Here is a 21,211-nt window from a genome sequence, read left to right as displayed (position 1 = left end):
GGTCGAACTTTCTTGATGGCAGAACCGAACGACACGTCGTTTGACGAACTTTTCCTGGCGCACCCGCTGCCAATGTGGGTGTACGACCTGGAGACGCTGGCGTTCCTGGCGGTAAACACGGCCGCTGTCGTTCACTACGGTTACAGCGAGGCGGAATTTCTGGCGCTGACGATCGCCGATCTGCGCCCCGCCGATGAACTGCCCAGGCTGTACGCCAACCTGAAAAGCGCGCCGCGCGACACGTTCGAGAAATCCGGCACCTGGCACCATTGCACAAAAGAAGGCGCGCTGATCGACGTTGAGATCAGCTCGCACCCCTTGTTGTTTCACGGCCGCGCGTGCAAGTTCGTGCTGGCCCATGACGTGACGGACCGGGTCCAGGCGCAGCGCAAGATCGCTCGCCTGAACCGCGTCTATGCGCTGCTGTCGGGGATCAATTCGGCCATTGTGCGCATTCGCGACCGTGATGCCCTGTTCAAGGAAGCGTGCCGCCTGGCGACCATGGAAGGCGGCTTCGTCGCGGCCAGCATCGACAAGGCGGAGGCGCACGGCGCAACGCTGCGCAATGAGTCCCATGCAGGGTGCGCTTTGCCGGCGCGGGCGGCGCTGCTTGACAGCGGCTGGATTGCCACGCGCGCGGCGCGCGAGCGCACCCCGGTCGTGTGCAACGACATCGATACAGATGGGGCCATGGTCCCCTTCTGCGACCACCTTGCCGCGCGCGGCTTTCGGGCCGTGGCGTCGTTTCCGCTGCTGGTGGGCGAGCGCCTGGAGGCGGTGCTCACGCTGGTGTCCGACACGCCCCACGTGTTCGACGCCGACGAACTGAAAGTGCTCAACGAACTGGCCGGCGACCTCTCGTTTGCGCTGCTGTTCCTGGACCGCGAAGAGCAGCTGAGCTACATGGCCTATTACGACGTCATGACCGCCCTGCCCAACCGGCGCCTGTTCCAGGACCGGCTGGCGCAACTGCTGCATGCCGGGTCGCACCCGCTGCTGGGGGTGGCGCTGATCAACCTGGACCGCTTTGCGCAGTTGAACGACGCGCTGGGCCGCCACGCCGGCGACGCCTTGCTGGTACAGATCGCCCAGCGCCTGGGCGCCTGCCTGCCCGACGCATACAACCTGGCGCGCATCGGCGGCGACACCTTTGCACTGACGCTGGCCGAACTGGCGCGCGGCGAAGACGCGGCCGAAGTCTTGCAGCAGGCGGTGTTCGGCGCGCTCGACCAGCCGTTCGAGCTTGACGGCCACGACGTGCGCATCTCGACCCGCGCCGGGCTGGCGCTGTATCCGGCCGACGGCGCGGACGCTGAGACGCTGTTCAAGCACGCCGAGGCGGCGCTCAAGAACGCCAAGTCGTCGGGCGAGCGCTATCTGTACTACGCGCCGCGCATGAACGCTGCCCTGGCCGCGCGCATGGCGCTCGAGCACGCGCTGCAGACGGCGCTCGAAGAGCATCAGTTCGAGATGTACTACCAGCCGCGCGTGGACCTGGTCAGCGGCGCGGTGGTCAGCGCCGAAGCCTTGATCCGCTGGAACCATCCGGAGCGCGGCGTGGTCGGGCCGATCGACTTTATCGCGCTGGCCGAGGAGACCGGCTTGATCCGGCCGATCGGAGCGTGGGTGATCGACGCGGTCTGCGCGCAGCAAAAGGCGTGGCAGGACAGCGGCGCGGCCATTGTGCCGGTGGCGATCAATTTGTCGGCGGTGCAGTGCATGCAGGCCGAGCTGCTCAATATGATCGCCGGCACGATGGCCGCGTATGGGCTCGAGCAGCGGTTTATTGAGTTCGAGCTGACGGAGACGGCGGTGATGGACAACCCGGACGAGGCTGCGCGCAATCTGCGCGCGTTAAAGGCGCTAGGGGTGCAGTTGTCGCTCGATGATTTTGGCACCGGGTATTCGTCGCTGGCGCAGCTCAAGCGCTTTCCGTTCGATTTCGTCAAAATCGACCGCTCGTTCATATCGGGCGTGGGCAGCAATGCCGGGGATGAGGCGATTGCCGCAGCCATTATCGCCATGGCGCACAGCATGGGACTGAAGGTGGTAGCTGAAGGCGTGGAGACCGACGCGCAGCTGGCGGTGATGCGCACGCTTGCGTGCGATGAGATGCAGGGTTTCTTGTTCAGCAAGGCGCTGCCGGCGGGTGAGTTCGAGGCGCTGGTGCGGTCGGGCAGGCATCTGTAGCTCGCTTGGCGGAATGCGGCCAAGGCCTTTTCCGCCCTACGGTCCGAGGTATGCGTAGGGCGGAAAAACGAAGTGCATTCCGCCAGGCGAGCCGAGGTTTACGTAGGGCGGAAAAACGAAGTGCATTCCGCCATGTTCCGCCCGGGACCAGCTTAGGTTTGCACCAGCCGCAATGAGCGCTTCATCACCAGCGTCAAAATATCATAGCTCGCCACCAGTTCGTCATTCTGGTTCGTCACCTGCACATCCCACGCCACAACGCCCTGCCCGACACCCTGTTCATCGGTGCGGTTGCGGTCCACTTTGCGCTTGCACGTGAGCCGCGCGCGGATCGTGTCGCCAATGGCCACCGGCGTAATGAAGCGCAAATTATCGAGCCCGTAGTTGGCCAGCACCGGCCCCGGCGCGGGCGAAACGAACAAGCCCGCCGCGGCCGACAGCACAAAGTAACCGTGCGCAATGCGCTTGCCGAACTGCGACTCGCGCGCCGCGATCTCGTCAAAGTGCATGTAGAAAAAATCGCCCGAGATCCCGCCAAAGGCGACGATATCGGCCTCGCTCACGGTACGCCGGTGCGTCAGCAGCGAGTCGCCCATTTCCAGGTCCTCGAAGTACTTGCGAAACGGATGCAGCTCGCTTTCCTTGACCGCTGCGCCCCGCACATACTCGCCCGTGACGGCGGCCAGCATGGTGGGCGAACCCTGCAACGCGGCGCGCTGCAGGAAGTGGCGCACCGCGCGGATCCCGCCCAGCTCCTCGCCTCCACCGGCGCGGCCGGGGCCACCATGCTTCAATTGGGGCAATGGCGAACCGTGCCCGGTCGAATCGACCGCCGCTTCGCGATCGAGCACCAGCACGCGTCCGTGCGAGGCGGCGATTACCGGCACCGCCCTGGCCGCGATCATCGGGTCCCTGGTGCACAGCGTGCTGACCAGGCTTCCCTTGCCGCGCGCGGCCAGCGCCAGCGCTTCGTCCAGGTCCGTGTAAGCCATCATGGTGCTGACCGGGCCAAAGGCTTCGATGTCGTGCACGGCGTCGTTGCTCATGCCGTTACGGCACAGCAGCAGCGTAGGCGAAAAGAAGGCGCCGTCAGCTACGCCTTCGCCTACCGGCGCAAAGCCATCCTGTGAACCGAACAGCACCTCATTGCCCTTGGCCAGAAGCGCAACGCGCTCGCCCACGTCGCGCTGCTGGGCCATCGAAGCCAGCGCGCCCATGCGCACGCCTTCTACCGACGGGTCGCCCACCACGATCTTGGCCAAGCGCGCGCGCAACCGCTCGCCAACCGCCTCGATGCGGTTTTGCGGCACGATGATGCGGCGAATCGCGGTGCACTTCTGGCCGGATTTTCCAGTCATTTCGCGCACCACTTCCTTGACGAACAGGTCGAATTCTTCATCGTCGGGCGACACGTCCGGGCCCAGGATGGCACAATTGAGCGAGTCCGCTTCGGCGGTGAACGGCACCGAATTGGCGACCAGGTTTTTGTTCACGCGCAGTATGGCGGCGGTGTCGGCCGAACCGGTGAAGGTGACTGCGTCAAAGCCGCTCAAGCGGTCGAGCAGGTCACCGGTACTGCCGATGACGAGCTGCAGCGATCCCTCCGGCAGGATGCCGGCATCGTGGATCATGCGCACCACCGCCTCGGTCAGGTAGCTGGTGGCCGTGGCAGGTTTACCGATGCAGGGCATGGCGGCCAAAAAGCTGGGCGCGAATTTTTCAAGCAAGCCCCAGATCGGAAAATTGAAGGCGTTGATGTGCACCGCCAGGCCGCCGCGCGGCACCAGGATGTGGGTGCCGGCAAAGCCGCCGTTTTTGCCCAGCGCGAGTGCCGGGCCTTCATGCAGCACATTGCTGGACGGGAGTTCGCGGCTGCCCATGCTGGCGTAGGCGAACAGGGTGCCGATGCCTCCTTCAATGTCGACCCAGCTGTCGCTGCGGGTGGCGCCGGTCAGGGCCGAGACCTTGTACAGCTCTTCCTTGCGCTCCATCAGGTACAGCGCCAGCGCTTTTAAGGCCAGCGCGCGCTTTTGAAAGTCGAGCGCCATCAGCGCCGGCACGCCGGTCTTGCGGGCGTAGGTAACGGCTTCGTCGAAGTCAATTTTCTCGGCGTGGGTGTGATAGATCAGCGCATTGTTCAGGGCACTGTGGAGCGGAACGGATGCTTCGGCGCCGAGCCAGCGGCCGCCGATCAGGCTTTGCAGGGTTGCTACGTTGGACATGGTGGGTCTCCAGATTTAGTTTTTTGGGGCGTGCGCGTCAACGCCGAAGTCGATGCGGCGACGGTCGGTTTCGGGTTCGGTCAAGGCGTCGACTTCGCGCATGGTCTGCAGCGAGCGCACGGCCAGGTCGTGGTACTGTTTTGTGCCGAAGCTCTTCCAGGCGACGTCCTGGTCGGTCAGCGCGCGCACCACGCGGGCGGGCGTGCCCATGACCATGCTGCGCGGGGGGATGATCATGCCGGCCTTTACAAAGCTCATGGCGGCGACGATCGATTCTTCGCCCACAACGGCTTGGTCCATGACCACGGCGTTCATGCCGACCATGGCATTGCGCAGGATGCGGCAGCCATGCAGGATGGCGCCGTGACCGATATGGCCGTCCACGCCGACCACGGTGTCGTCGCCCGGGAAGCCGTGCATGACACAGCTGTCTTGCAGGTTGGCGCCTTCTTCCATGATCAGGCGGCCGAAGTCGCCGCGCAGGGACGCGAGCGGGCCGACGTAGCAGCGCGGGCCGACGATCACGTCGCCGATCAGGACTGCGGACGGGTGGATGTAGGCGGTGGGGTGGACTACTGGCCGCACGCCGTTGATTTCGTAAACTTTAACCATAGTAGGTACCGATCCATCCACACGTAGGGCGGAAAAGCGGAGCGCATTCCGCCACTGTGGCAAGCATGGCGGAATGCGCTCCGCTTTTCCGCCCTACGGACACGACTACACTCTTTCGACGATCAAGGCGATGCCTTGGCCGACGCCGATGCACATGGTGCACAGGGCATACCGTCCGCCCGTGCGGTGCAGCTGATTGACCGCCGCCATCACCAGCCGCGCACCCGAGGCACCGAGCGGGTGGCCGATCGCAATCGCACCGCCATTCGGGTTCACATGCGCGGCATCGTCGGCCAGCCCCAGATCGCGCGTCACCGCCAGCCCTTGGGCCGCAAACGCTTCGTTCAATTCAATCACATCCATCTGGCCAATCGTTAGCGCGGTCATCGCCAGCACCTTCCGGCTCGCCGGCGACGGCCCAAAACCCATGATCCGCGGCGCGAGACCGGCAGTTGCCATCCCGACGATGCGCGCACGCGGCGTCAAGCCAAACCGCCCCGCCGCATCGCTCGACGCAATCAGCATCGCACAGGCGCCATCATTCAAGCCTGACGCATTGCCCGCCGTGACCGTGCCATCCGGCGCCACCACGCCCTTGAGCCTGGCGAGCATCTCGAGACTGGTGTCGGGCCTTGCATGTTCGTCCGTATCGAACAGGCGCGACTCGCCCTTTTTCTGGTGAACCGTCACGCCCACGATCTCTTCCTTGAACACGCCCGCCGCATGCGCCGCGGCCCAGCGCTGCTGGCTGCGCAGCGCGAACGCGTCCTGGTCGGCGCGGCTGATGCCAAATTCCTTTGCTACGTTCTCGGCCGTCTCGGGCATTGAATCAATGCCGTACTTGGCCTTCATGAGCGGGTTGACAAAACGCCAGCCGAGCGTGGTGTCTTCGATCTTGGCGGCGCGCGTAAAGGCGCTGTCGGCCTTGCCCATCACGAACGGCGCGCGCGTCATGCTCTCGACGCCGCCGGCGATGATCAGCTGTGCTTCACCGGCCTTGATGGCGCGCGCGCCGATGCCCACAGCATCCAGGCTCGAGCCGCACAGGCGGTTGATGGTATTGGCCGGCACCTCGGGCGGCAAGCCGGCCAACAGCGCCGCCATACGGCCGATATTGCGGTTGTCTTCGCCGGCCTGGTTGGCGCAGCCGTAGTACAGATCGTCAACGGCTTGCCAGTCCACGTGCGGATTGCGCGCGATCAGGGCGGCGATCGGCAGCGCGGCCAGGTCGTCGGCGCGCACGCCCGACAGGGAGCCGCCGTAGCGGCCGAAAGGGGTGCGGATGGCGTCGCAAATAAAGGCGTCGTACATATTGGTCATGGCTGCTTTCAGGTTAATGTCGGGCGCTGGTCGATCACGCGCCTGGCCTTGCCGGTCAGCGTGCGTTCGATGCCTTCCGGGCCGACCAGCGTGACGCGCGTGGTCACGCCCACGTAGGTCTTGATATGGTGTTCAAGCTCGCGCGCCAGTGCCGCCATGGCGTCCTGCGACAGTGATGGGTCGCGCAGTTCGGCCTTGACGGCGAGCGTATCGAGGTGCCCTTCGCGCGCGACAATGAGCTGGTAGTGCGGCGCCAGAAGGGGCAGTTTGAGGATCAGTTCCTCGATCTGGCTGGGGAAGACATTCACGCCGCGGATGATCAGCATGTCGTCCGAGCGGCCGGTGATTTTGCCCATGCGGCGCATGGCGCGCGAGGTGGGCGGCAGCAAGCGCGTGAGGTCGCGCGTGCGGTAGCGGATGACCGGCAGCGCTTCCTTGGTCAGCGAGGTGAATACCAGCTCGCCTTCTGCGCCGTCGGGCAGCACGTCGCCGGTAATCGGATCGATCACCTCGGGGTAAAAATGGTCTTCCCAGACCACCGGGCCGTCCTTGCTTTCGATGCATTCGCTGGCCACGCCCGGGCCCATCACCTCGGACAGGCCGTAGATGTCGACGGCGTCGATGCCGGCGCGCTGTTCAATCTCGCGGCGCATCGCTTCGGTCCACGGCTCGGCCCCGAAGATGCCCACTTTCAGCGACGACTTGGCAGCATCCAGGCCCTGGCGCGTGAATTCCTCGACGATGTTGAGCATGTACGAGGGCGTGACCATGATGATCTCGGGCTTGAAGTCGCAGATCAGCTGCACCTGCTTTTCAGTCTGCCCGCCGGACATGGGGATGACGGTGCAGCCCAGGCGCTCGGCGCCATAATGGGCGCCCAGCCCGCCGGTGAACAGGCCGTAGCCGTAGGCGACGTGCACCATGTCGCCGGCCCGCCCGCCGGCCGCGCGGATCGAACGCGCCACCACGCCGGCCCAGGTGTCGATATCGTTTTGCGTGTAGCCGACCACGGTCGCCTTGCCGGTGGTGCCGGACGAGGCGTGAATGCGCACCACTTTCTCGCGCGGTACCGCGAACATGCCGAACGGGTAATTGTCGCGCAGGGTCTTTTTGTCGGTGAACGGGAATTTGGCGAGGTCGGCCAGCGAGCGCAGATCGTCCGGATGCACCCCCGCCGCGTCGAACGCCGCTTTGTAATGCGCCACGTTGTCGTAGGCGTGCCTGAGCGACCATTTCAGGCGCTGCAGCTGCAAAGCTTGCAGCTCGTCGGCGCTGGCAGTTTCGATCGGCTCCAGGTCGCCCGGTGCAGGTATGCGTTGAACCATGTTGTTGTCCCCAGCGTTAGCCGGCCACCATGCCGGCGACGCGATGCGATTTGCCGCGCAGCAGGGCGATGGTGCGTCCCTCCTGGTTGCTCACCTTGACGTCATACACGCCGGTCTTGCCGGCCAGCGCCTGCTCCACCGCTTCGGCGGTCAGCAGGTCGCCAAGGCGGCCAGGCGCCAGGTAGTCGATGGTGCAGCCTGCGCCAACCGTATTATGGTTATGCGAATTGCAGGCGAACGCAAAGGCGCTGTCGGCCAGCATGAAGATGTAGCCGCCGTGGCAGGTGGCGTGCCCGTTGAGCATGTCCGCGCGCACCGGCATGGTCATGCGCGCGTAGCCGGGGCGAATTTCGGACAGCTGCATGCCCAGCGCACCACTGGCATTATCGCGCTCGAACATGGTCTTGCCGGCCAGTTCGGCCAGCGCCAGAGCCTGAGCCTGAGCCTGAGCCTGAGCCAGCGTTGGCAGCTCATCCATGAAAGCGCGTTCCATTGGCCAGCTTGCGGCGCAGCAGCGGCGAGACGCGGTAGCGCTCTTCGCCGTAAGTGGCGGCCAGGTTCGACAGCACCGTCACCACGTGCGCGATGCCCACGCTGTCGGCCCACGCGAGCGGCCCGCGCGGATAGTTCACGCCTTTTTGCATGGCGATATCGACCGCGGCGGCCGAGCACACGCCCTGGTTGACGGCGTCGGCAGCTTCATTGGCGAGCATGGCAACCGTGCGCATGACGGCCATGCCCGGCACGTCGTCAAGGCGGGTGACGTGCAGGCCGGCCGCCTGGAACAGGCCGACGACGGCGCCATAGGCCGCGTCGCTGCACTGGTCCGAACGGGCCAGCGCAATGCGGGTGGCGCCGGCCGGGTCGCACTGCAGGTCGTACAGCACGGTGTCGGGATGGTTGTTGGCGTTGGCGCGTTCGGTCGCCGTGCGCCCGTCGGTCAGGAACACGGCGGCGCCGTTGCAATGAAAGCCCGGTGCTTCGTGCTGGCCGGCGCCCGGCAAGGGTTTGCGGTGCGCCACGCTAAAGCCGGCAGCGCGCAGACGCTGTTCGACCGGTTCGGTGACGGCGTTTTTCACGCCCGGTTCAATGCTCACGCCAACCGCCTCCGGCTTGGGCTGTGGCGCTTCAAGGCTGGCTGCCGCTTTCACCGCCTCGTCGCCGTACTGGTAAAAACCGCGGCCCGATTTGCGGCCCAAAAAGCCGGCGTTGACCATTTCTTGCTGCAGCACCGACGGCATGAAGCGCGGGTCGCCAAAGTACGCGTTAAAGACCGACTGCGTCACTGAAAAATTGACGTCATGGCCGATCAGGTCCATCAGTTCGAACGGGCCCATGCGAAAGCCACCCGCGTCGCGCAGCACGGCGTCGAGCGTGGCGGGGTCCGCGGCCTGTTCGGACAGCAGGCGCAGCGCCTCGGCGTAGAACGGACGGGCGACGCGGTTGACGATGAAGCCCGGCGTCGACTTGGCGTGCACGGGATTCTTTCCCCAGGCGGCAGCGGTGGCGAAGACGGTGCCAGCGACGACCGGCGATGTGGCCAGGCCGCTGATCACTTCGACCAGCGCCATCAGCGGCACCGGGTTGAAAAAGTGCATGCCCACCAGCCGCTCGGGGCGGCGCAGTTTGGCGCCGATCGCGGTCACGGAAATGGACGAGGTATTGGTGGCCAGGATGCAGTCGTCGGACACCACGTTTTCAAGGTCGGCAAACAGCATGCGCTTGACGTCCAGGTTTTCCACGATCGCTTCGATGACGAGCGCGCAGCCGGCCACCTCGTGCAGGTCGGCCACGCAGTGCAGGCGCGCATTCGCCGCTTGCGCGTCGGCGCCGCCCATGCGGCCTTTTTCCACCAGCTTGGCGTAGACCTTGCCGATGTCAAGAATGGCTTTTTGCACCGCCTCGGGACGGGTGTCGAACAGCTTGACCTCGTAGCCTGCGGCCGCGACCACCTGCGCGATGCCCGCGCCCATCGCGCCGCTGCCGATGACGGCAACCACGCTGCCTTTTTCCAGTGCCGTCGCCATGCTCACTCTCCCTTGAAATTTGGCGGGCGCTTGCCCATGAAGGCGGCTACGCCTTCCTTGTAGTCGGCCGTGTAGCCAAGTTCGCGCATCATCAAGCCTTCAAGCTGGAGCTGTTCGGGCAGCGTGTTGGCCGAACTGGCCAGCAGCGCCTGCTTGGTGTAGGCCAGGCCCTTGGTGGGTGCCGTCGAAAAGTGCACGGCCATGGCCATGGCCTGGTCCATCAGCGCTTCGTCGGGCACGCACTTCCAGATCAGGCCCCACTGCTCGGCCCTCTCGGCGGTGATTTTCTCGCCCAGCAGCGCCATGCCCATCGCGCGCGCATGGCCAACCAGGCGCGGAAGGTGCCAGGTGCCGCCGGTGTCGGGGATCAGGCCAAGTTTACAAAATACTTCGACAAAGCTGGCCGATTTACCGGCCAACACGATGTCGCAGGCCAGCGCCAGGTTGGCGCCGGCGCCGGCCGCCACGCCATTGACGGCGCAGATGACCGGCATCGGCAAGGCCTTCAAGGCCAGCACCAGCGGCGCGTACCAGGTTTCCACCGATTCGCCCAGGTCCACGCCCTCGGAACCCGGCTCGACGGCGCGATCGGACAAGTCCTGGCCGGCGCAAAAGCCGCGCCCGGCGCCGGTCAGCAGCAGCACGCGCGCGGTGGGCGACGTCTTGACCGCCACCAGCGCGGTGCGCACTTCCATGTGCATGGCCTGGGTGAAGCTGTTCAGTTTATCGGGGCGGTTCAGCGTGAGCACCGCGATGCCATTGTTCAGCGTGAATTTGATGTGTTCGAAGTTCATGGCTGTGCCCTTTTTATTCTGCTTGATCGAAGTCGACGACCACCTTGTCGGTGACCGGGAAGGCCTGGCAGCTGAGGACGAAACCACGGGCGATCTCGTAGTCTTCAAGCGCGTAGTTGGCGTCCATATCGACTTTGCCGTCGATCAGCTTGCAGCGGCAAGTAGAGCATACGCCGCCTTTGCAAGAATAGCGCATGTCGATGCCGGCGCGCAGGCCCGCGTCGAGAATCGATTCCTTGTCCTTGTCCATGGTGAAGCTGGTGTGGCTGCCATCCATGATGACGGTTACTTCCGTCTCGTGGCGCGCGCCGGCGTCCAGCGTGCGCGCCTGGTGCTGGTGCTTGGGAATGCTGGCGGCGAACAGTTCAATCTTGACGTGCTCCTTGGGCATGCCGGCTTCCTGCAAGGCGGCCGAGACGCCGTGCATCATGTCTTCAGGGCCGCAGATGAAGGCGACGTCGATGTCCTCCACGCGTATCCAGTGAGCGATGAACTGCTCGCACTTTTCCTTGGTGATGCGCCCGTTGAACAGCGCGATATCCTGCTGCTCGCGGCTCATGACGTAGGCCAGTGTCAAGCGCCCCATGTAGGTGTCCTTCAAGTCGGACAGCTCGTCCTTGAAGATCACCGCCGACGAGGCGCGGTTCCCGTAAAACAGCGTGAACCGGCTGTCAGGTTCGGCCAGCAGGGTGGTCTTGATGATCGACAGGATCGGCGTGATGCCGCTGCCGGCCGCAAAGGCGAGGTAGTGGCGCGCATTGTCGGCGTTCAGGGGCACGTTGAAGTGGCCCATGGGCGGCATGACGTCGAGCGTCATGCCGCTCTTTAGGTTATCGTTGGCCCAGCTGGAGAACAGGCCGCCTTGCGTGCGCTTGATGGCCACCCGCAGCAAGCCCTCCTGGACGGCCGAGCAGATCGAGTAGGAGCGGCGCACGTCTTCGCCGTCGATCAGCGCGCGCAGCGTCAAGTGCTGGCCCTGCTGGTAGAGAAAGCTTGGCGCCAGTTCGGGCGGCACGGCAAAGGTGACGACGATGGCGTCGCGCGTTTCGTGGCGCACCTGGGCGATGCGCAAGGGATGGAATTTGCTCATTGGGCTCGTCTTAATGGCACTTGAAGTAATCGAAGGGTTCGCGGCAATCCAGGCACTTGTACAGGGCCTTGCAGGGCGTGGAGCCGAACTGGCTGGTGAGCTGCGTGTGGGTGGACCCGCAATTGGGACAGGCAACGATCAACAGCGGCTCGGCGCGGCGCTTGACGCCTGCGTGCAAGCCGCTGATGTCGACCACTTGCTGGGCCGGCGGCGCAATGCCATAGCCTTTGAGGGCGGCCTTGCCGGCGTCGCTCATCCAGTCCGTGGTCCAGGCGGGCGAGAGCTGGTTGACCAGCCTGACGTTATGGACGCCGTGACCGTGCAGCGCTTCCTGCACCGATTCGGCGATCACCTGCATGGCCGGGCAGCCGGAGTAGGTGGGCGTGATCGTGACGACGCAGGCGTCGCCCTCGAAAGCGACGGCGCGCACGATGCCCAGGTCGACCACGGAGATGACCGGTATCTCCGGATCGGCCACGGCGGCCAGCCAGGTCCAGACCTGTTCGATGCTGGCGCTCTGCGCGTGCATTACCACTGTGCGCCGGGATAGGCGCGCTGCAGGAACTGCATTTCGGCCAGGATGAAGCCCAGGTGCTCGCTGTGGCGGCCGGTTTTGCCGCCGCGCTGCATCCAGGCTGCGGGGTCGGGCATGCTCAAGGTGGCTTCGGCCAGGATCTCGGACACGTGTTCGAGGAAGCTGGCGCGCAAGCCGTCAGCGGCGGGGGCCACGCCCAGCGCGACCATCGCTTCATCGACGGCGTCGTACAGGAACACTTCGCCGCTGTACATCCACAGGGCGTTCACGGCGGCCTGGGTCTTGACGTGGCTGTCGGGGGTGCCGTCGCCCATGCGCACCATCAGGTCGCCGCTGCGGCGCAGGTGGTAGGTCACTTCCTTGATCGACTTTTCGGCGATGTCGGCGATGCGCGGGTCGGTGGAGGCGGTCAAGCCTTGCATCAGGAAATAGTGCCAGGTGTCGAAGTAGAACTGGCGCACCATGGTGTCGGCGTAGTTACCATTCGGCTGCTCGACGATCAGGCAGTTGCGCAGGTCGTGGGCGTCGCGCAGGAAGCTCAGAGCGTCTTCATCGCGGCCGCGCCCTTCGAGTTCACCCGCGTAGGTGAGCCACATGCGCGTTTGCCCGAGCAGGTCGAGCGCGACGTTGGTCAGGGCCATGTCTTCTTCCAGCGCCGGGCCTTTGCCGCACAGCTTGGAGAGCTGCTGGGACAGGATCAGGGCGTTGTCGCCCTGGCGCAGCAGGTAGTCGAATTTTGGATCGGTCACGGCCGCGCTCACAGGTTCTTGACTTCTTCCGGCATCGGGAAGAAGGTCGGGTGGCGGTAGACTTTGCTGTTGGACGGCTCGAACAGCGCGCCTTTGTCGGATGGGCTGGAGGCGACGATGTCGGCCGCGCGCACGACCCAGATTGAGACGCCTTCGTTGCGGCGGGTGTAGACGTCGCGCGCGTTATTGACGGCCATTTCGGCGTCCGGGGCGTGCAGGCTGCCTACGTGTTTGTGGGCCAGGCCGTGCTGGCTGCGGATGAAGACTTCCCACAGGGGCCATTCTTTGCTCATTTTTTGTTCTCCGGTGTTTTGTTCTTGGCGGATCATGGCGGAATGCGCGCAACGCGCTTTTCCGCCCTACGATGCTGCGTCAGCTCCAATCGTAGGGCGGAAAAGCGCGTAGCGCGCATTCCGCCAATCTCAATTACGCGGCGGCGCGTACCGCTTTTTTGTCGGCGTACGCAACGAGCGCATCGCGAAACCATGCGCCGTCGTCATAGGCTTTGACACGCGTGGCCAAGCGCTCGCGGTTGCACGGCCCGTTCCCTTTCAAGACATTCTGGAACTCGCTCCAGTCAATCTCGCCAAACTCGTAATGCCCCGTCTCGGCATTGAACTTGAGGTCGGGATCGGGCACGGTCAAGCCCAAAAACTCGGCCTGCGGCACGGTCTGGTCCACCATGCGCTGGCGCAGTTCGTCGTTTGAGAACAGCTTGATGCGCCACTGCGCCGACTGCGCGCTGTTGACCGATTCGGCGTCGGACGGGCCGAACATCATCAGCGACGGCCACCACCAGCGGTTCAGCGTATCTTGCGCCATCGCCTTTTGCTCGGGCGTGCCTTTGGCAAGGCTCAGCATGATGTCGTAGCCCTGGCGCGCGTGGAACGATTCTTCCTTGCAGACGCGGATCATGGCGCGCGCGTACGGGCCGTACGAGCAGCGGCACAGCGGGATCTGGTTGATGATGGCCGAGCCATCGACCAGCCAGCCCACGGCGCCCATGTCGGCCCAGGACAGCGTGGGATAATTGAAGATGCTCGAGTACTTGGCCTTGCCGGAGTGGAGCGCGGCGAGCAGTTCGTCGCGCGAGACGCCCAGCGTTTCGGCCGCGCTGTACAGGTACAGGCCGTGGCCGGCTTCGTCCTGGATCTTGGCCAGCAAAATGGACTTGCGCTTGAGCGTGGGCGCGCGCGTGACCCAGTTCCCTTCGGGCAGCTGGCCGACGATCTCGGAGTGCGCGTGCTGGGAAATCTGGCGGATCAGCGTCTTGCGGTAAGCGTCGGGCATCCAGTCCTTCGCTTCGATCTTGATGCCGGCGTCGATGCGGGCCTGGAAGGCCAGCTCCTGCTCGCCCATGTCCTCGGCCGTCTGGACTTTTGTCAGGCCGGTTTCCACCAATTGTGCGTACATGGTTGTTGCTCCCGTTGCTAAGACTGGGAAACCATAATACGATACAAAAAACCCGAAGTATACCACTTTTTGTGGATCATATTGTTTTTCACGGTAAGATTCGCGTATGAAACTATTGACCCCGACCGAATGGATAGCCCAGTTCCTGGCCACCGACCCGCCGCGTTCCAAGTCGCTGGTGATGACGATCTTCGGCGACACCATCGCGCCCCATGGCGGCACCATCTGGCTGGGCAGCCTGATCGAGCTGCTGGCGAGCGTGGGCGTGTCGGACCGCTTGCTGCGCACCAGCGTGTTTCGCCTGGCGCAGGAGGGCTGGCTGGTGGCCAACCGCGACGGGCGCCGCAGTTCGTATGCGATCTTGCCGCAGGCGCTGCCGCGCTTTGAACGGGCCAACAGACGCATTTACGCGCCGCTGGCCACGCACTGGGACGGCAGCTGGACCATGCTGCTAGCGACCGGCAACAGTATCGACGCCCCTACCCGCGTCACGCTCAAGAAAGAGCTGGCGTGGGAAGGCTACGCGCAGATCGCGCCGGGCATGTTCGGCCATCCCGTGGCCAGGGCCGACGTGATCGCCGAACTGCTGCAGCGCCATGGCGTGCAGGGCAAGTTGCTGGTGCTGCGCGCCGGTGAACTGCCGGGCGTGGCGGGCCGTCCGCTGCGCGAGCTGGCCGCCGAGGGTTGGGATTTGTCGGCCGTGGTGCAGGGTTATCGCGGTTTCATCGACCAGTTTTCGGCCCTGCTGGCGCTGCTGGAAGCAAGCGCGCCGCTAGCGCCGGAGCAAGCCTTCGTGATCCGCACGCTGCTCATTCACGCTTACCGCCGGGTGCAGCTGCATGATCCAATGCTGCCGATTGAACTGCTGCCCGATCCGTGGCCGGGTTCAGCGGCATATGAACTGGCGCGCGCGCTGTACCGGATGACGCAGGCCGCAGCCGAGCAGCATGTGCTGGCCGCGCTGCGGCGCGAAGACGCGCAGGCGAGCGCCGCGGACGCTGCGTTTTACCAGCGCTTCGGGGGACTGTAAGCGGATTTGGGCTTGCTTGTGCTTACTTGTGCTTACTTGTGCTTACTTGTGCTTACTTCGATTACCTGCGGCTACCTGCGGCTACCTGCGGCTACCTGCGCAAGGGCGGCGGATTCTGGTTCAGGCGCCCGATCGTGTCCCACATGGTTTCCACGGCCGGGCCGTGCTCGGCATAAAACGCCTTGGTGACGACCAGAAAATAGGCCTGCTCGTACACGGGCAGCGCCAGCATTTCGATCTTGCCGGCGAATTCGGGCAGCGCCAGCAAGCGTTCGCCCTCATCCCAGACGCCGACTGCGGCGTCGCCCCGGCCGGCCAGCAGCTTGGACAGGTTGGCGTGCAGCGAGCGGCCCTGCTCATCCATCGGTGCGCCAATCTTGCGCAGCACGTCGATCATGGCCAGGCTGCCCGAGGGCACCAGCACCGGGCGCACCAAGCCCCCAACACGGCGCCCGTTCCAGGTGACCGGCCCGCCGCTGCGCTGGTACAGCATGATGCGCGCACGCATGGTGGCGCGCGCGGCATCGGGCACGCCGTGGCGCATCGGGTAGCGGGCATACGGCAGTACGTTGGGAATATAGGGCGTCATGGGAAACGCATGAACGACGTTCACTTCGGCTTCGGCGCGGCAGCGCGCCAGCGGCACGGCGTAAAATTCGAGCTCGAAACCGGCCGCACGGGCGCCCGCTTCGACCAGCTTGCCGACACTGCCGCCGCCGTCGGGCAGCAGGTAGGGTGCGTGCGGATGCACGTCGGTGCACACGCGCAGCTTTGCGGCCAGGCACAGGCCAGGACACAGCAAAACAATGGTAAAGAACAGCGAAAACGGCGACACGCTCACTCCCATGGAGGATGTGCCGCCATTCTACAGCTGTTTAGCAATCGTAGTGAAAGGTGCTGTCGGGAGACGAGAGCGGGTTGCGCAGCGATTCGAGCGTGAAGTCGACGTCCAGTTCAGGCCAGTGAATGCGGGTCGAGCTGACGTATTTGACGCGGCAGATTTGCGGGACGGTCGCGTGTTCGAAACAGGGAAACTCGACGAACGGCAAATACAATTCTTCATCGCCGCACTTGATCCAGAAGCCATGGCTGTTAATGCTGGTGACTTTTGCCGATTTCAAGAAAATGCCTAACATGTAAACCCCTCCAAAGCGAAACCCGACCACGCGGCGCGTACCGGTTACAAAAATTAACAGCTACGCCAGTGTGTGGTTTGACATAGAACAAACAACAAACAAACAAACTGAGCAGTTACTTGCGTCCGCTGGAGATCAGGTAATTTTGCATCTGTGCTTCGGAGACCGATGCCCACATGTTCTGGTCCTGGCGAAACCGCTTCCACGGCACGTAGATCTTGTTAAATTTGGCGTTCTTCGACGCCTCTTCCTCCATCACCTGGTTCGAAAACCGGTAGGCCGCATCCATGATGGGCTTGGAAAAATAATTCAGCTTGGCGCCGGCCTTGAGCAGGCGCGCGAGCGCTGCCGGATTCTTGGCGTCGTACTCGGCCTGCATGACGACGTGGGCTTCGTAGCTGGCCGCTTCAATGGCCGCCTTGTATTGCTTGGGCAGCTTTTCCCATTCCTTGATATTGACGTAGAACGACAGCTGCGGCCCCGCTTCCCACCAGCCCGGCGTGTAGTAATACGGCGCCACCTTGGCCAGGCCCAGCTTTTCATCGTCGTACGGGCCCACCCATTCGGCCGCGTCGATCGTGCCTTTTTCGAGCGCCGGGTAGACGTCGGCGCCGGCGATTTGCTGCGGCACCGCGCCCATGCGCTCCATCACGCGCCCAGCCAGGCCGGCGATGCGGATTTTGAGCCCCTTGACGTCGTCGAGCGTCTTGACGGGTTTGCGGTACCAGCCGCCCATCTGGGTTCCGGTATTGCCGCCCAGGAAATTGACGATGCCGTAGCCGCGGAAAAACTCACGCATCAGCTCACGCCCACCACCCTGGTTGAACCACGCTGTTTGCTGGCGCGACGTCAGCCCGAACGGCATGGCCGTATCAAACGAAAAACTGGCGTCCTTGCCGTAGTAATAGTAAGACGCGGTATGGCCCATTTCGACCGTGCCGGCCTGCACGGCGTCCATCACTTGCAGGCCCGGGACGATTTCGCCGCCGGCGAACACGCGGATCTGGAAGCGCCCACCGGTCAGCAGCGCCACGCGCCGGGTGAAGGTGTCGGCCGCGCCGAAAATCGTGTCCAGCGTTTTAGGAAAACTGGACGCCAAACGCCACTGGATGGTCGGCAGCGCCTGCGCCAGCGCCGGTGCGGCAACCACGCCCACGCCTGCCCCGGCGGCCGCCTTGGTAAGGAAAGAACGACGCTGCATCTGACCTCCAGCCAATGTTGTTAAATTTTCGTATTTACTAAAGGTGACAATTGTACCGTTAGTGAACAGGAAAGCGTACGCCTTATTTACTGCAACATTTATTGTCGAAAACCAATTGACACTTACCCAAGGGCGCAGCCCCCTGCGTCATCGAACTGTCACATGTTTGTCGGCACAAACTGTTGTTTTAATGTGCAAACGACAGCATCAAAGGCTATGATAATGCCTCGGCCATGCCGCATTTCCCCTTCCATCGACCCCAAGGACACACAATGTCTATCAAGATCAGCAGCCAGTTCGACGCCGGCGCCATCGACGTCGTCAGCGCCATCAGCGCCGGCGCCATCGACCTGAACATCCGCAAGGATTCGCACGCCGACATCACCCAGTGGTTTTATTTCCGCCTGCAAGGCGCGCAGGGCGAGGCGTGCACAATCCGCTTCCTGAACGCGGGCAAGACGGCCTATCCGGACGGCTGGAACGATTACCAGGCCATGGCCAGTTACGACCGCGTGAGCTGGTTCCGGGTCCCGACCAGCTTTGACGGCGAAGTCATGACGATTACCCACACGCCGGAAATGGACAGCGTCTACTACGCCTATTTCGAGCCGTATTCCTGGGAGCGCCACCTTGAACTGCTGGACCGCGCGCAACTCTCCGAGCAGGTGCGCATGCTCGACCTGGGCAGCACAGTCGACGGGCGCGACATCAATGCGCTGGTCATCGGCAACCCGCAGGCGGCGAAAAAAGTGTGGGTCATCGCGCGCCAGCACCCGGGCGAAACGATGGCCGAATGGTTCGTCGAAGGCATGCTCGACGCCCTGCTCGACCCGGCCGACGGCTATGGCCGCCAGTGCCTCAAGGAGGCGGTGTTTTACGTGGTGCCGAACATGAATCCGGACGGCTCGGTGCGCGGCAACCTGCGCACCAACGCCGCCGGCGCCAACCTGAACCGCGAGTGGAACACGCCGAGCATGGCGCGCAGCCCGGAAGTATTCGTGGTCAAGAACAAGATGCTCGAGACGGGTTGCGACCTGTTTCTCGACGTGCACGGCGACGAAGGCTTGCCGTATGTGTTTGTGGCCGGCAGCGCCGCCCTGCCCACCTTCACGTCCGAGCAGGCGGCGGCGGAAAAGCTGTTTTCCGACCTGTTCAAGGTCGCCAGTCCGGACTTCCAGGACCAGCACGGCTATGGCGACGCGCCCTACACGCCCGAAACCCTCACCATGGGCTCGCCGCACATCACGCACGCATTTGGCTGCCTGTCGCTCACGCTCGAGCTGCCGTTCAAGGACAACGCCAACGACCCGGATCCGCACTGCGGCTGGGATGGCGCGCGCAGCGCACGCCTGGGCGCGTCGGTATTGCAAGCCATCGTGCAGTTCCTTAAGGCAAACAAGTAATCGTAGGAAACGTACTGCGGCGAAAAGCTTATTCATGAGAAAATATTTCATGACCAATTTTTCGCACCAGTACAGCAACTTTGACGGCCCCGGCGCGGTGCGCGCCTGCTTGCGCAGCATCGACTGGCAAGCCTGCCCGCTTGGGCCGCCGGCAGCGTGGCCGAGCGAACTGTCGGCCGTCGTCAACCTCATGCTCAATTCGCGCTTTCCTATGTTTGTCGCGTGGGGGCCCGAACTGATTTTCCTCTACAACGACGACTACGCCACCATCATGGGCGACAAGCACCCGGGTGGCCTGGGCCAGCGTTTCGAGCAGGTGTGGGGCGAGATCTGGCCAGTCATCGCGCCGATTGCCGCCGACGCCATGGCCGGGCGCTCCAGCTACTTTGAAGACTTGCCGCTGATGATCAAGCGCGACGCCAGCGTGCAGCGTGCCTGGTTCACGTTCTCGTATTCGCCCGTGGCAGGTTCCGGCGGCGGGGTCGGAGGGATCTATTGCGCGGTGGTGGAAACGACCGCCAATGTCGAAGCGCGCCAGGTGCAAGCGTTCCAGCTGCACCTGTCCGACACCTTGCGCGCGCTCACCTCGAGCGAGGCGATTGTCGCTGCAGCCAGCGAAAGCCTGGGCCGCGCCACCCAGGTCGCGCGCGTGCTGTATGCCGAAGTGGACGACGAGCGCGGCACCTTTTATATCCGGCGCGACTGGCTGGCCAAGGGCGCGCTCAGCGTGGCGGGCGAAATCCGCCGGCTTGACGACTTCGGCCCGCAGGTGATCGCGCGCCTGCGCGCGGGCCACCCGATTGCCGTGGCCGACGTGTTCACCGATGTTTTCACCGCGCCTTTCGCCAGCGCCTATCGGGCGATGGGCGTTGGCGCCATGGTCTCGGTGCCGCTGGTCAAAGGGGGCAAACTGATTGCGATTTTGTCGATGCACAGCGACGTTGCGCGCGCCTGGCACGACAGCGACGTGCGGATGGCGCAAGAGATGGCCGAGCGCACTTGGTCGGCGGTTGAAAGCGCGCAGGCGCAAGGCCAACTGCGCGAGTCGAACCAGCGCAAGGATGAATTTTTGGCGATGCTCGCACACGAATTGCGCAACCCGCTCGCGCCCATTTCGGCCGCCGCCGAACTGATGGAACGCTCGCCCCAGGACGCGGAGCGCGTGCGCCGCACCAGCGCCGTGATCAGCCGCCAGGTGCGCCACATGACGGGGCTGGTAGACGACTTGCTCGACGTGTCGCGCGTGACGCGCGGCCAAGTCACGCTCAACCAGGCGCCGCAAGACATGAAGAACGTGGTGGCCAGCGCCGTGGAGCAGGTGCGCCCCTTGATCGGCGCGCGCAACCACCGGCTCACGCTGGAGCTGCCGCCGGAGACGGCGCAGGTGCTGGGCGACGAGACGCGGCTGGTCCAGGTGATCACCAATTTACTCAACAACGCGGCCAAGTACACGCCCGAGGGCGGCCACGTGCGCCTGACGATGGCGACCGAGCCGTCGCAGGTGATCGTGCGCGTCATCGACGACGGCATTGGCATTGCGCCCGAGCTGCAAACGCGCGTGTTCGACCTGTTCGCGCAGGCCGAGCGCACCTCCGACCGGTCGCAGGGCGGGTTGGGACTGGGACTGGCGCTGGTCAAGAGCCTGGTCGCGCTGCACGGCGGGCAGGTCAGCTGTTTTTCGGAAGGCGCCAACTGCGGCAGCAGTTTTTCGCTGCGCCTGCCGCGCTTTGAGGCCTTGCCCGAGCCGGTCGAGCGGCGCAAGCATCCGCGGCTGGAAGCGGCCGACGCGAATGAACGCATCATGATTGTTGACGACAATGCGGACGCGGCCACGATGCTGGGCATGCTGCTTGAAGCGTCGGGGCATGAGGTGATGGTGGAGAACAGGTCGCTGGCGGGACTGAAGCTGGCCACCGAGGCGCTGCCGGCGATCTGCATTCTCGACATCGGGCTGCCGGATATGGACGGTTATGAATTGGCGCGCCGTTTGCGCGAAGTGCGCGGGCTGGAGCGCGCGTTGCTGATCGCGGTGACCGGGTATGGTCAGGAAAGCGACCGCCAGCGCGCGTTCGCGGCGGGGTTCGATCATCACATGGTCAAGCCGGTCGATGCGCAAAAGCTGCTGCGCATCGTGGCCGGGCACAGTGTGTTGGCGGGAGTGTAG

19 protein-coding genes are annotated in these 21,211 nt (G+C 64.2%); 4 read left to right on the top strand and 15 right to left on the bottom strand.

Annotation, left to right across the window (positions count from 1 at the left end; genetic code table 11):
* Positions 1–15: 15 nt before the first annotated feature.
* The gene (locus ACP7BV_RS12595) at positions 16–2,190 is read left to right on the top strand and encodes a sensor domain-containing protein (RefSeq protein WP_426104170.1); all 2,175 of its coding nucleotides are present in this window, start codon (positions 16–18) and stop codon (positions 2,188–2,190) included.
* A 152-nt stretch (positions 2,191–2,342) separates the two neighbouring features.
* Here ACP7BV_RS12595 and paaZ read toward each other — a convergent pair whose 3' ends face one another.
* From paaZ to paaA, 12 genes are all read right to left on the bottom strand, one after another.
* Entirely contained in the window at positions 2,343–4,412 is a 2,070-nt protein-coding gene (gene paaZ, locus ACP7BV_RS12590) for a phenylacetic acid degradation bifunctional protein PaaZ (RefSeq protein WP_426104169.1), read from the bottom strand.
* A gap of 15 nt (positions 4,413–4,427) precedes the next feature.
* The gene (locus tag ACP7BV_RS12585; RefSeq protein WP_426104168.1) at positions 4,428–5,024 is read right to left on the bottom strand and encodes a phenylacetic acid degradation protein PaaY; all 597 of its coding nucleotides are present in this window, start codon (positions 5,022–5,024) and stop codon (positions 4,428–4,430) included.
* A 105-nt stretch (positions 5,025–5,129) separates the two neighbouring features.
* Entirely contained in the window at positions 5,130–6,335 is a 1,206-nt protein-coding gene (gene pcaF, locus ACP7BV_RS12580; protein WP_426104305.1) for a 3-oxoadipyl-CoA thiolase, read from the bottom strand.
* 17 nt (positions 6,336–6,352) lie between these two features.
* Entirely contained in the window at positions 6,353–7,669 is a 1,317-nt protein-coding gene (paaK, locus tag ACP7BV_RS12575) for a phenylacetate--CoA ligase PaaK (RefSeq protein ID WP_426104167.1), read from the bottom strand.
* 16 nt (positions 7,670–7,685) lie between these two features.
* Positions 7,686–8,147: a hydroxyphenylacetyl-CoA thioesterase PaaI gene (gene paaI, locus ACP7BV_RS12570; RefSeq protein ID WP_426104166.1), complete on the bottom strand. Its 462-nt coding sequence runs from the start codon at positions 8,145–8,147 to the stop codon at positions 7,686–7,688.
* Positions 8,140–9,696 (bottom strand): 3-hydroxyacyl-CoA dehydrogenase PaaH, encoded by a 1,557-nt coding sequence (gene paaH / locus ACP7BV_RS12565; protein WP_426104165.1) that lies wholly within the window; start codon positions 9,694–9,696, stop codon positions 8,140–8,142. The genes paaI and paaH overlap by 8 nt, the downstream gene beginning before the upstream one ends.
* Positions 9,697–9,698: 2 nt before the next feature.
* A complete protein-coding gene (paaG, locus tag ACP7BV_RS12560) occupies positions 9,699–10,490 on the bottom strand; it encodes a 2-(1,2-epoxy-1,2-dihydrophenyl)acetyl-CoA isomerase PaaG (RefSeq protein ID WP_426104164.1) in 792 nt (263 codons plus the stop codon).
* Between the two features lie 13 nt (positions 10,491–10,503).
* A complete protein-coding gene (gene paaE, locus ACP7BV_RS12555) occupies positions 10,504–11,580 on the bottom strand; it encodes a 1,2-phenylacetyl-CoA epoxidase subunit PaaE (RefSeq protein WP_426104163.1) in 1,077 nt (358 codons plus the stop codon).
* 10 nt (positions 11,581–11,590) lie between these two features.
* A complete protein-coding gene (paaD, locus tag ACP7BV_RS12550) occupies positions 11,591–12,109 on the bottom strand; it encodes a 1,2-phenylacetyl-CoA epoxidase subunit PaaD (protein WP_426104162.1) in 519 nt (172 codons plus the stop codon).
* The gene (paaC, locus tag ACP7BV_RS12545) at positions 12,109–12,864 is read right to left on the bottom strand and encodes a 1,2-phenylacetyl-CoA epoxidase subunit PaaC (RefSeq protein WP_426104161.1); all 756 of its coding nucleotides are present in this window, start codon (positions 12,862–12,864) and stop codon (positions 12,109–12,111) included. Before paaC ends, paaD begins: the two co-directional genes overlap by 1 nt.
* 8 nt (positions 12,865–12,872) lie before the next feature.
* The gene (paaB, locus tag ACP7BV_RS12540; RefSeq protein WP_176652393.1) at positions 12,873–13,157 is read right to left on the bottom strand and encodes a 1,2-phenylacetyl-CoA epoxidase subunit PaaB; all 285 of its coding nucleotides are present in this window, start codon (positions 13,155–13,157) and stop codon (positions 12,873–12,875) included.
* Between the two features lie 133 nt (positions 13,158–13,290).
* Positions 13,291–14,277: a 1,2-phenylacetyl-CoA epoxidase subunit PaaA gene (gene paaA, locus ACP7BV_RS12535; protein WP_426104160.1), complete on the bottom strand. Its 987-nt coding sequence runs from the start codon at positions 14,275–14,277 to the stop codon at positions 13,291–13,293.
* A 106-nt stretch (positions 14,278–14,383) separates the two neighbouring features.
* Here paaA and paaX point away from each other — a divergent pair, with 106 nt between their 5' ends.
* Positions 14,384–15,307, top strand: a complete 924-nt coding sequence (gene paaX / locus ACP7BV_RS12530) for a phenylacetic acid degradation operon negative regulatory protein PaaX (RefSeq protein ID WP_426104159.1) — start codon at positions 14,384–14,386, stop codon at positions 15,305–15,307.
* Between the two features lie 91 nt (positions 15,308–15,398).
* Here paaX and ACP7BV_RS12525 read toward each other — a convergent pair whose 3' ends face one another.
* The 3 genes from ACP7BV_RS12525 to ACP7BV_RS12515 all read right to left on the bottom strand — a co-directional run bounded on the left by ACP7BV_RS12525 (position 15,399) and on the right by ACP7BV_RS12515 (position 17,644).
* Positions 15,399–16,142, bottom strand: coding sequence for a hypothetical protein (locus ACP7BV_RS12525; protein ID WP_426104158.1), 744 nt, complete (start codon positions 16,140–16,142; stop codon positions 15,399–15,401).
* A 40-nt stretch (positions 16,143–16,182) separates the two neighbouring features.
* On the bottom strand, positions 16,183–16,428 hold the full coding sequence (locus ACP7BV_RS12520; protein WP_426104157.1) for a DUF2442 domain-containing protein: 246 nt from the start codon (positions 16,426–16,428) through the stop codon (positions 16,183–16,185).
* Positions 16,429–16,558: 130 nt separating this feature from the next.
* On the bottom strand, positions 16,559–17,644 hold the full coding sequence (locus ACP7BV_RS12515; protein ID WP_426104156.1) for a TRAP transporter substrate-binding protein: 1,086 nt from the start codon (positions 17,642–17,644) through the stop codon (positions 16,559–16,561).
* Between the two features lie 272 nt (positions 17,645–17,916).
* Here ACP7BV_RS12515 and ACP7BV_RS12510 point away from each other — a divergent pair, with 272 nt between their 5' ends.
* Both ACP7BV_RS12510 and ACP7BV_RS12505 read left to right on the top strand, forming a co-directional pair.
* Positions 17,917–19,047 (top strand): M14 family metallopeptidase, encoded by a 1,131-nt coding sequence (locus ACP7BV_RS12510; protein ID WP_426104155.1) that lies wholly within the window; start codon positions 17,917–17,919, stop codon positions 19,045–19,047.
* Between the two features lie 49 nt (positions 19,048–19,096).
* Positions 19,097–21,211, top strand: coding sequence for a hybrid sensor histidine kinase/response regulator (locus ACP7BV_RS12505; RefSeq protein ID WP_426104154.1), 2,115 nt, complete (start codon positions 19,097–19,099; stop codon positions 21,209–21,211).

The organism is Massilia sp. TSP1-1-2 (assembly GCF_049896185.1).
In the GTDB taxonomy this organism is placed as follows: domain Bacteria; phylum Pseudomonadota; class Gammaproteobacteria; order Burkholderiales; family Burkholderiaceae_D; genus Telluria_A.
This window is presented reverse-complemented; position numbering and strand designations above follow the sequence as displayed.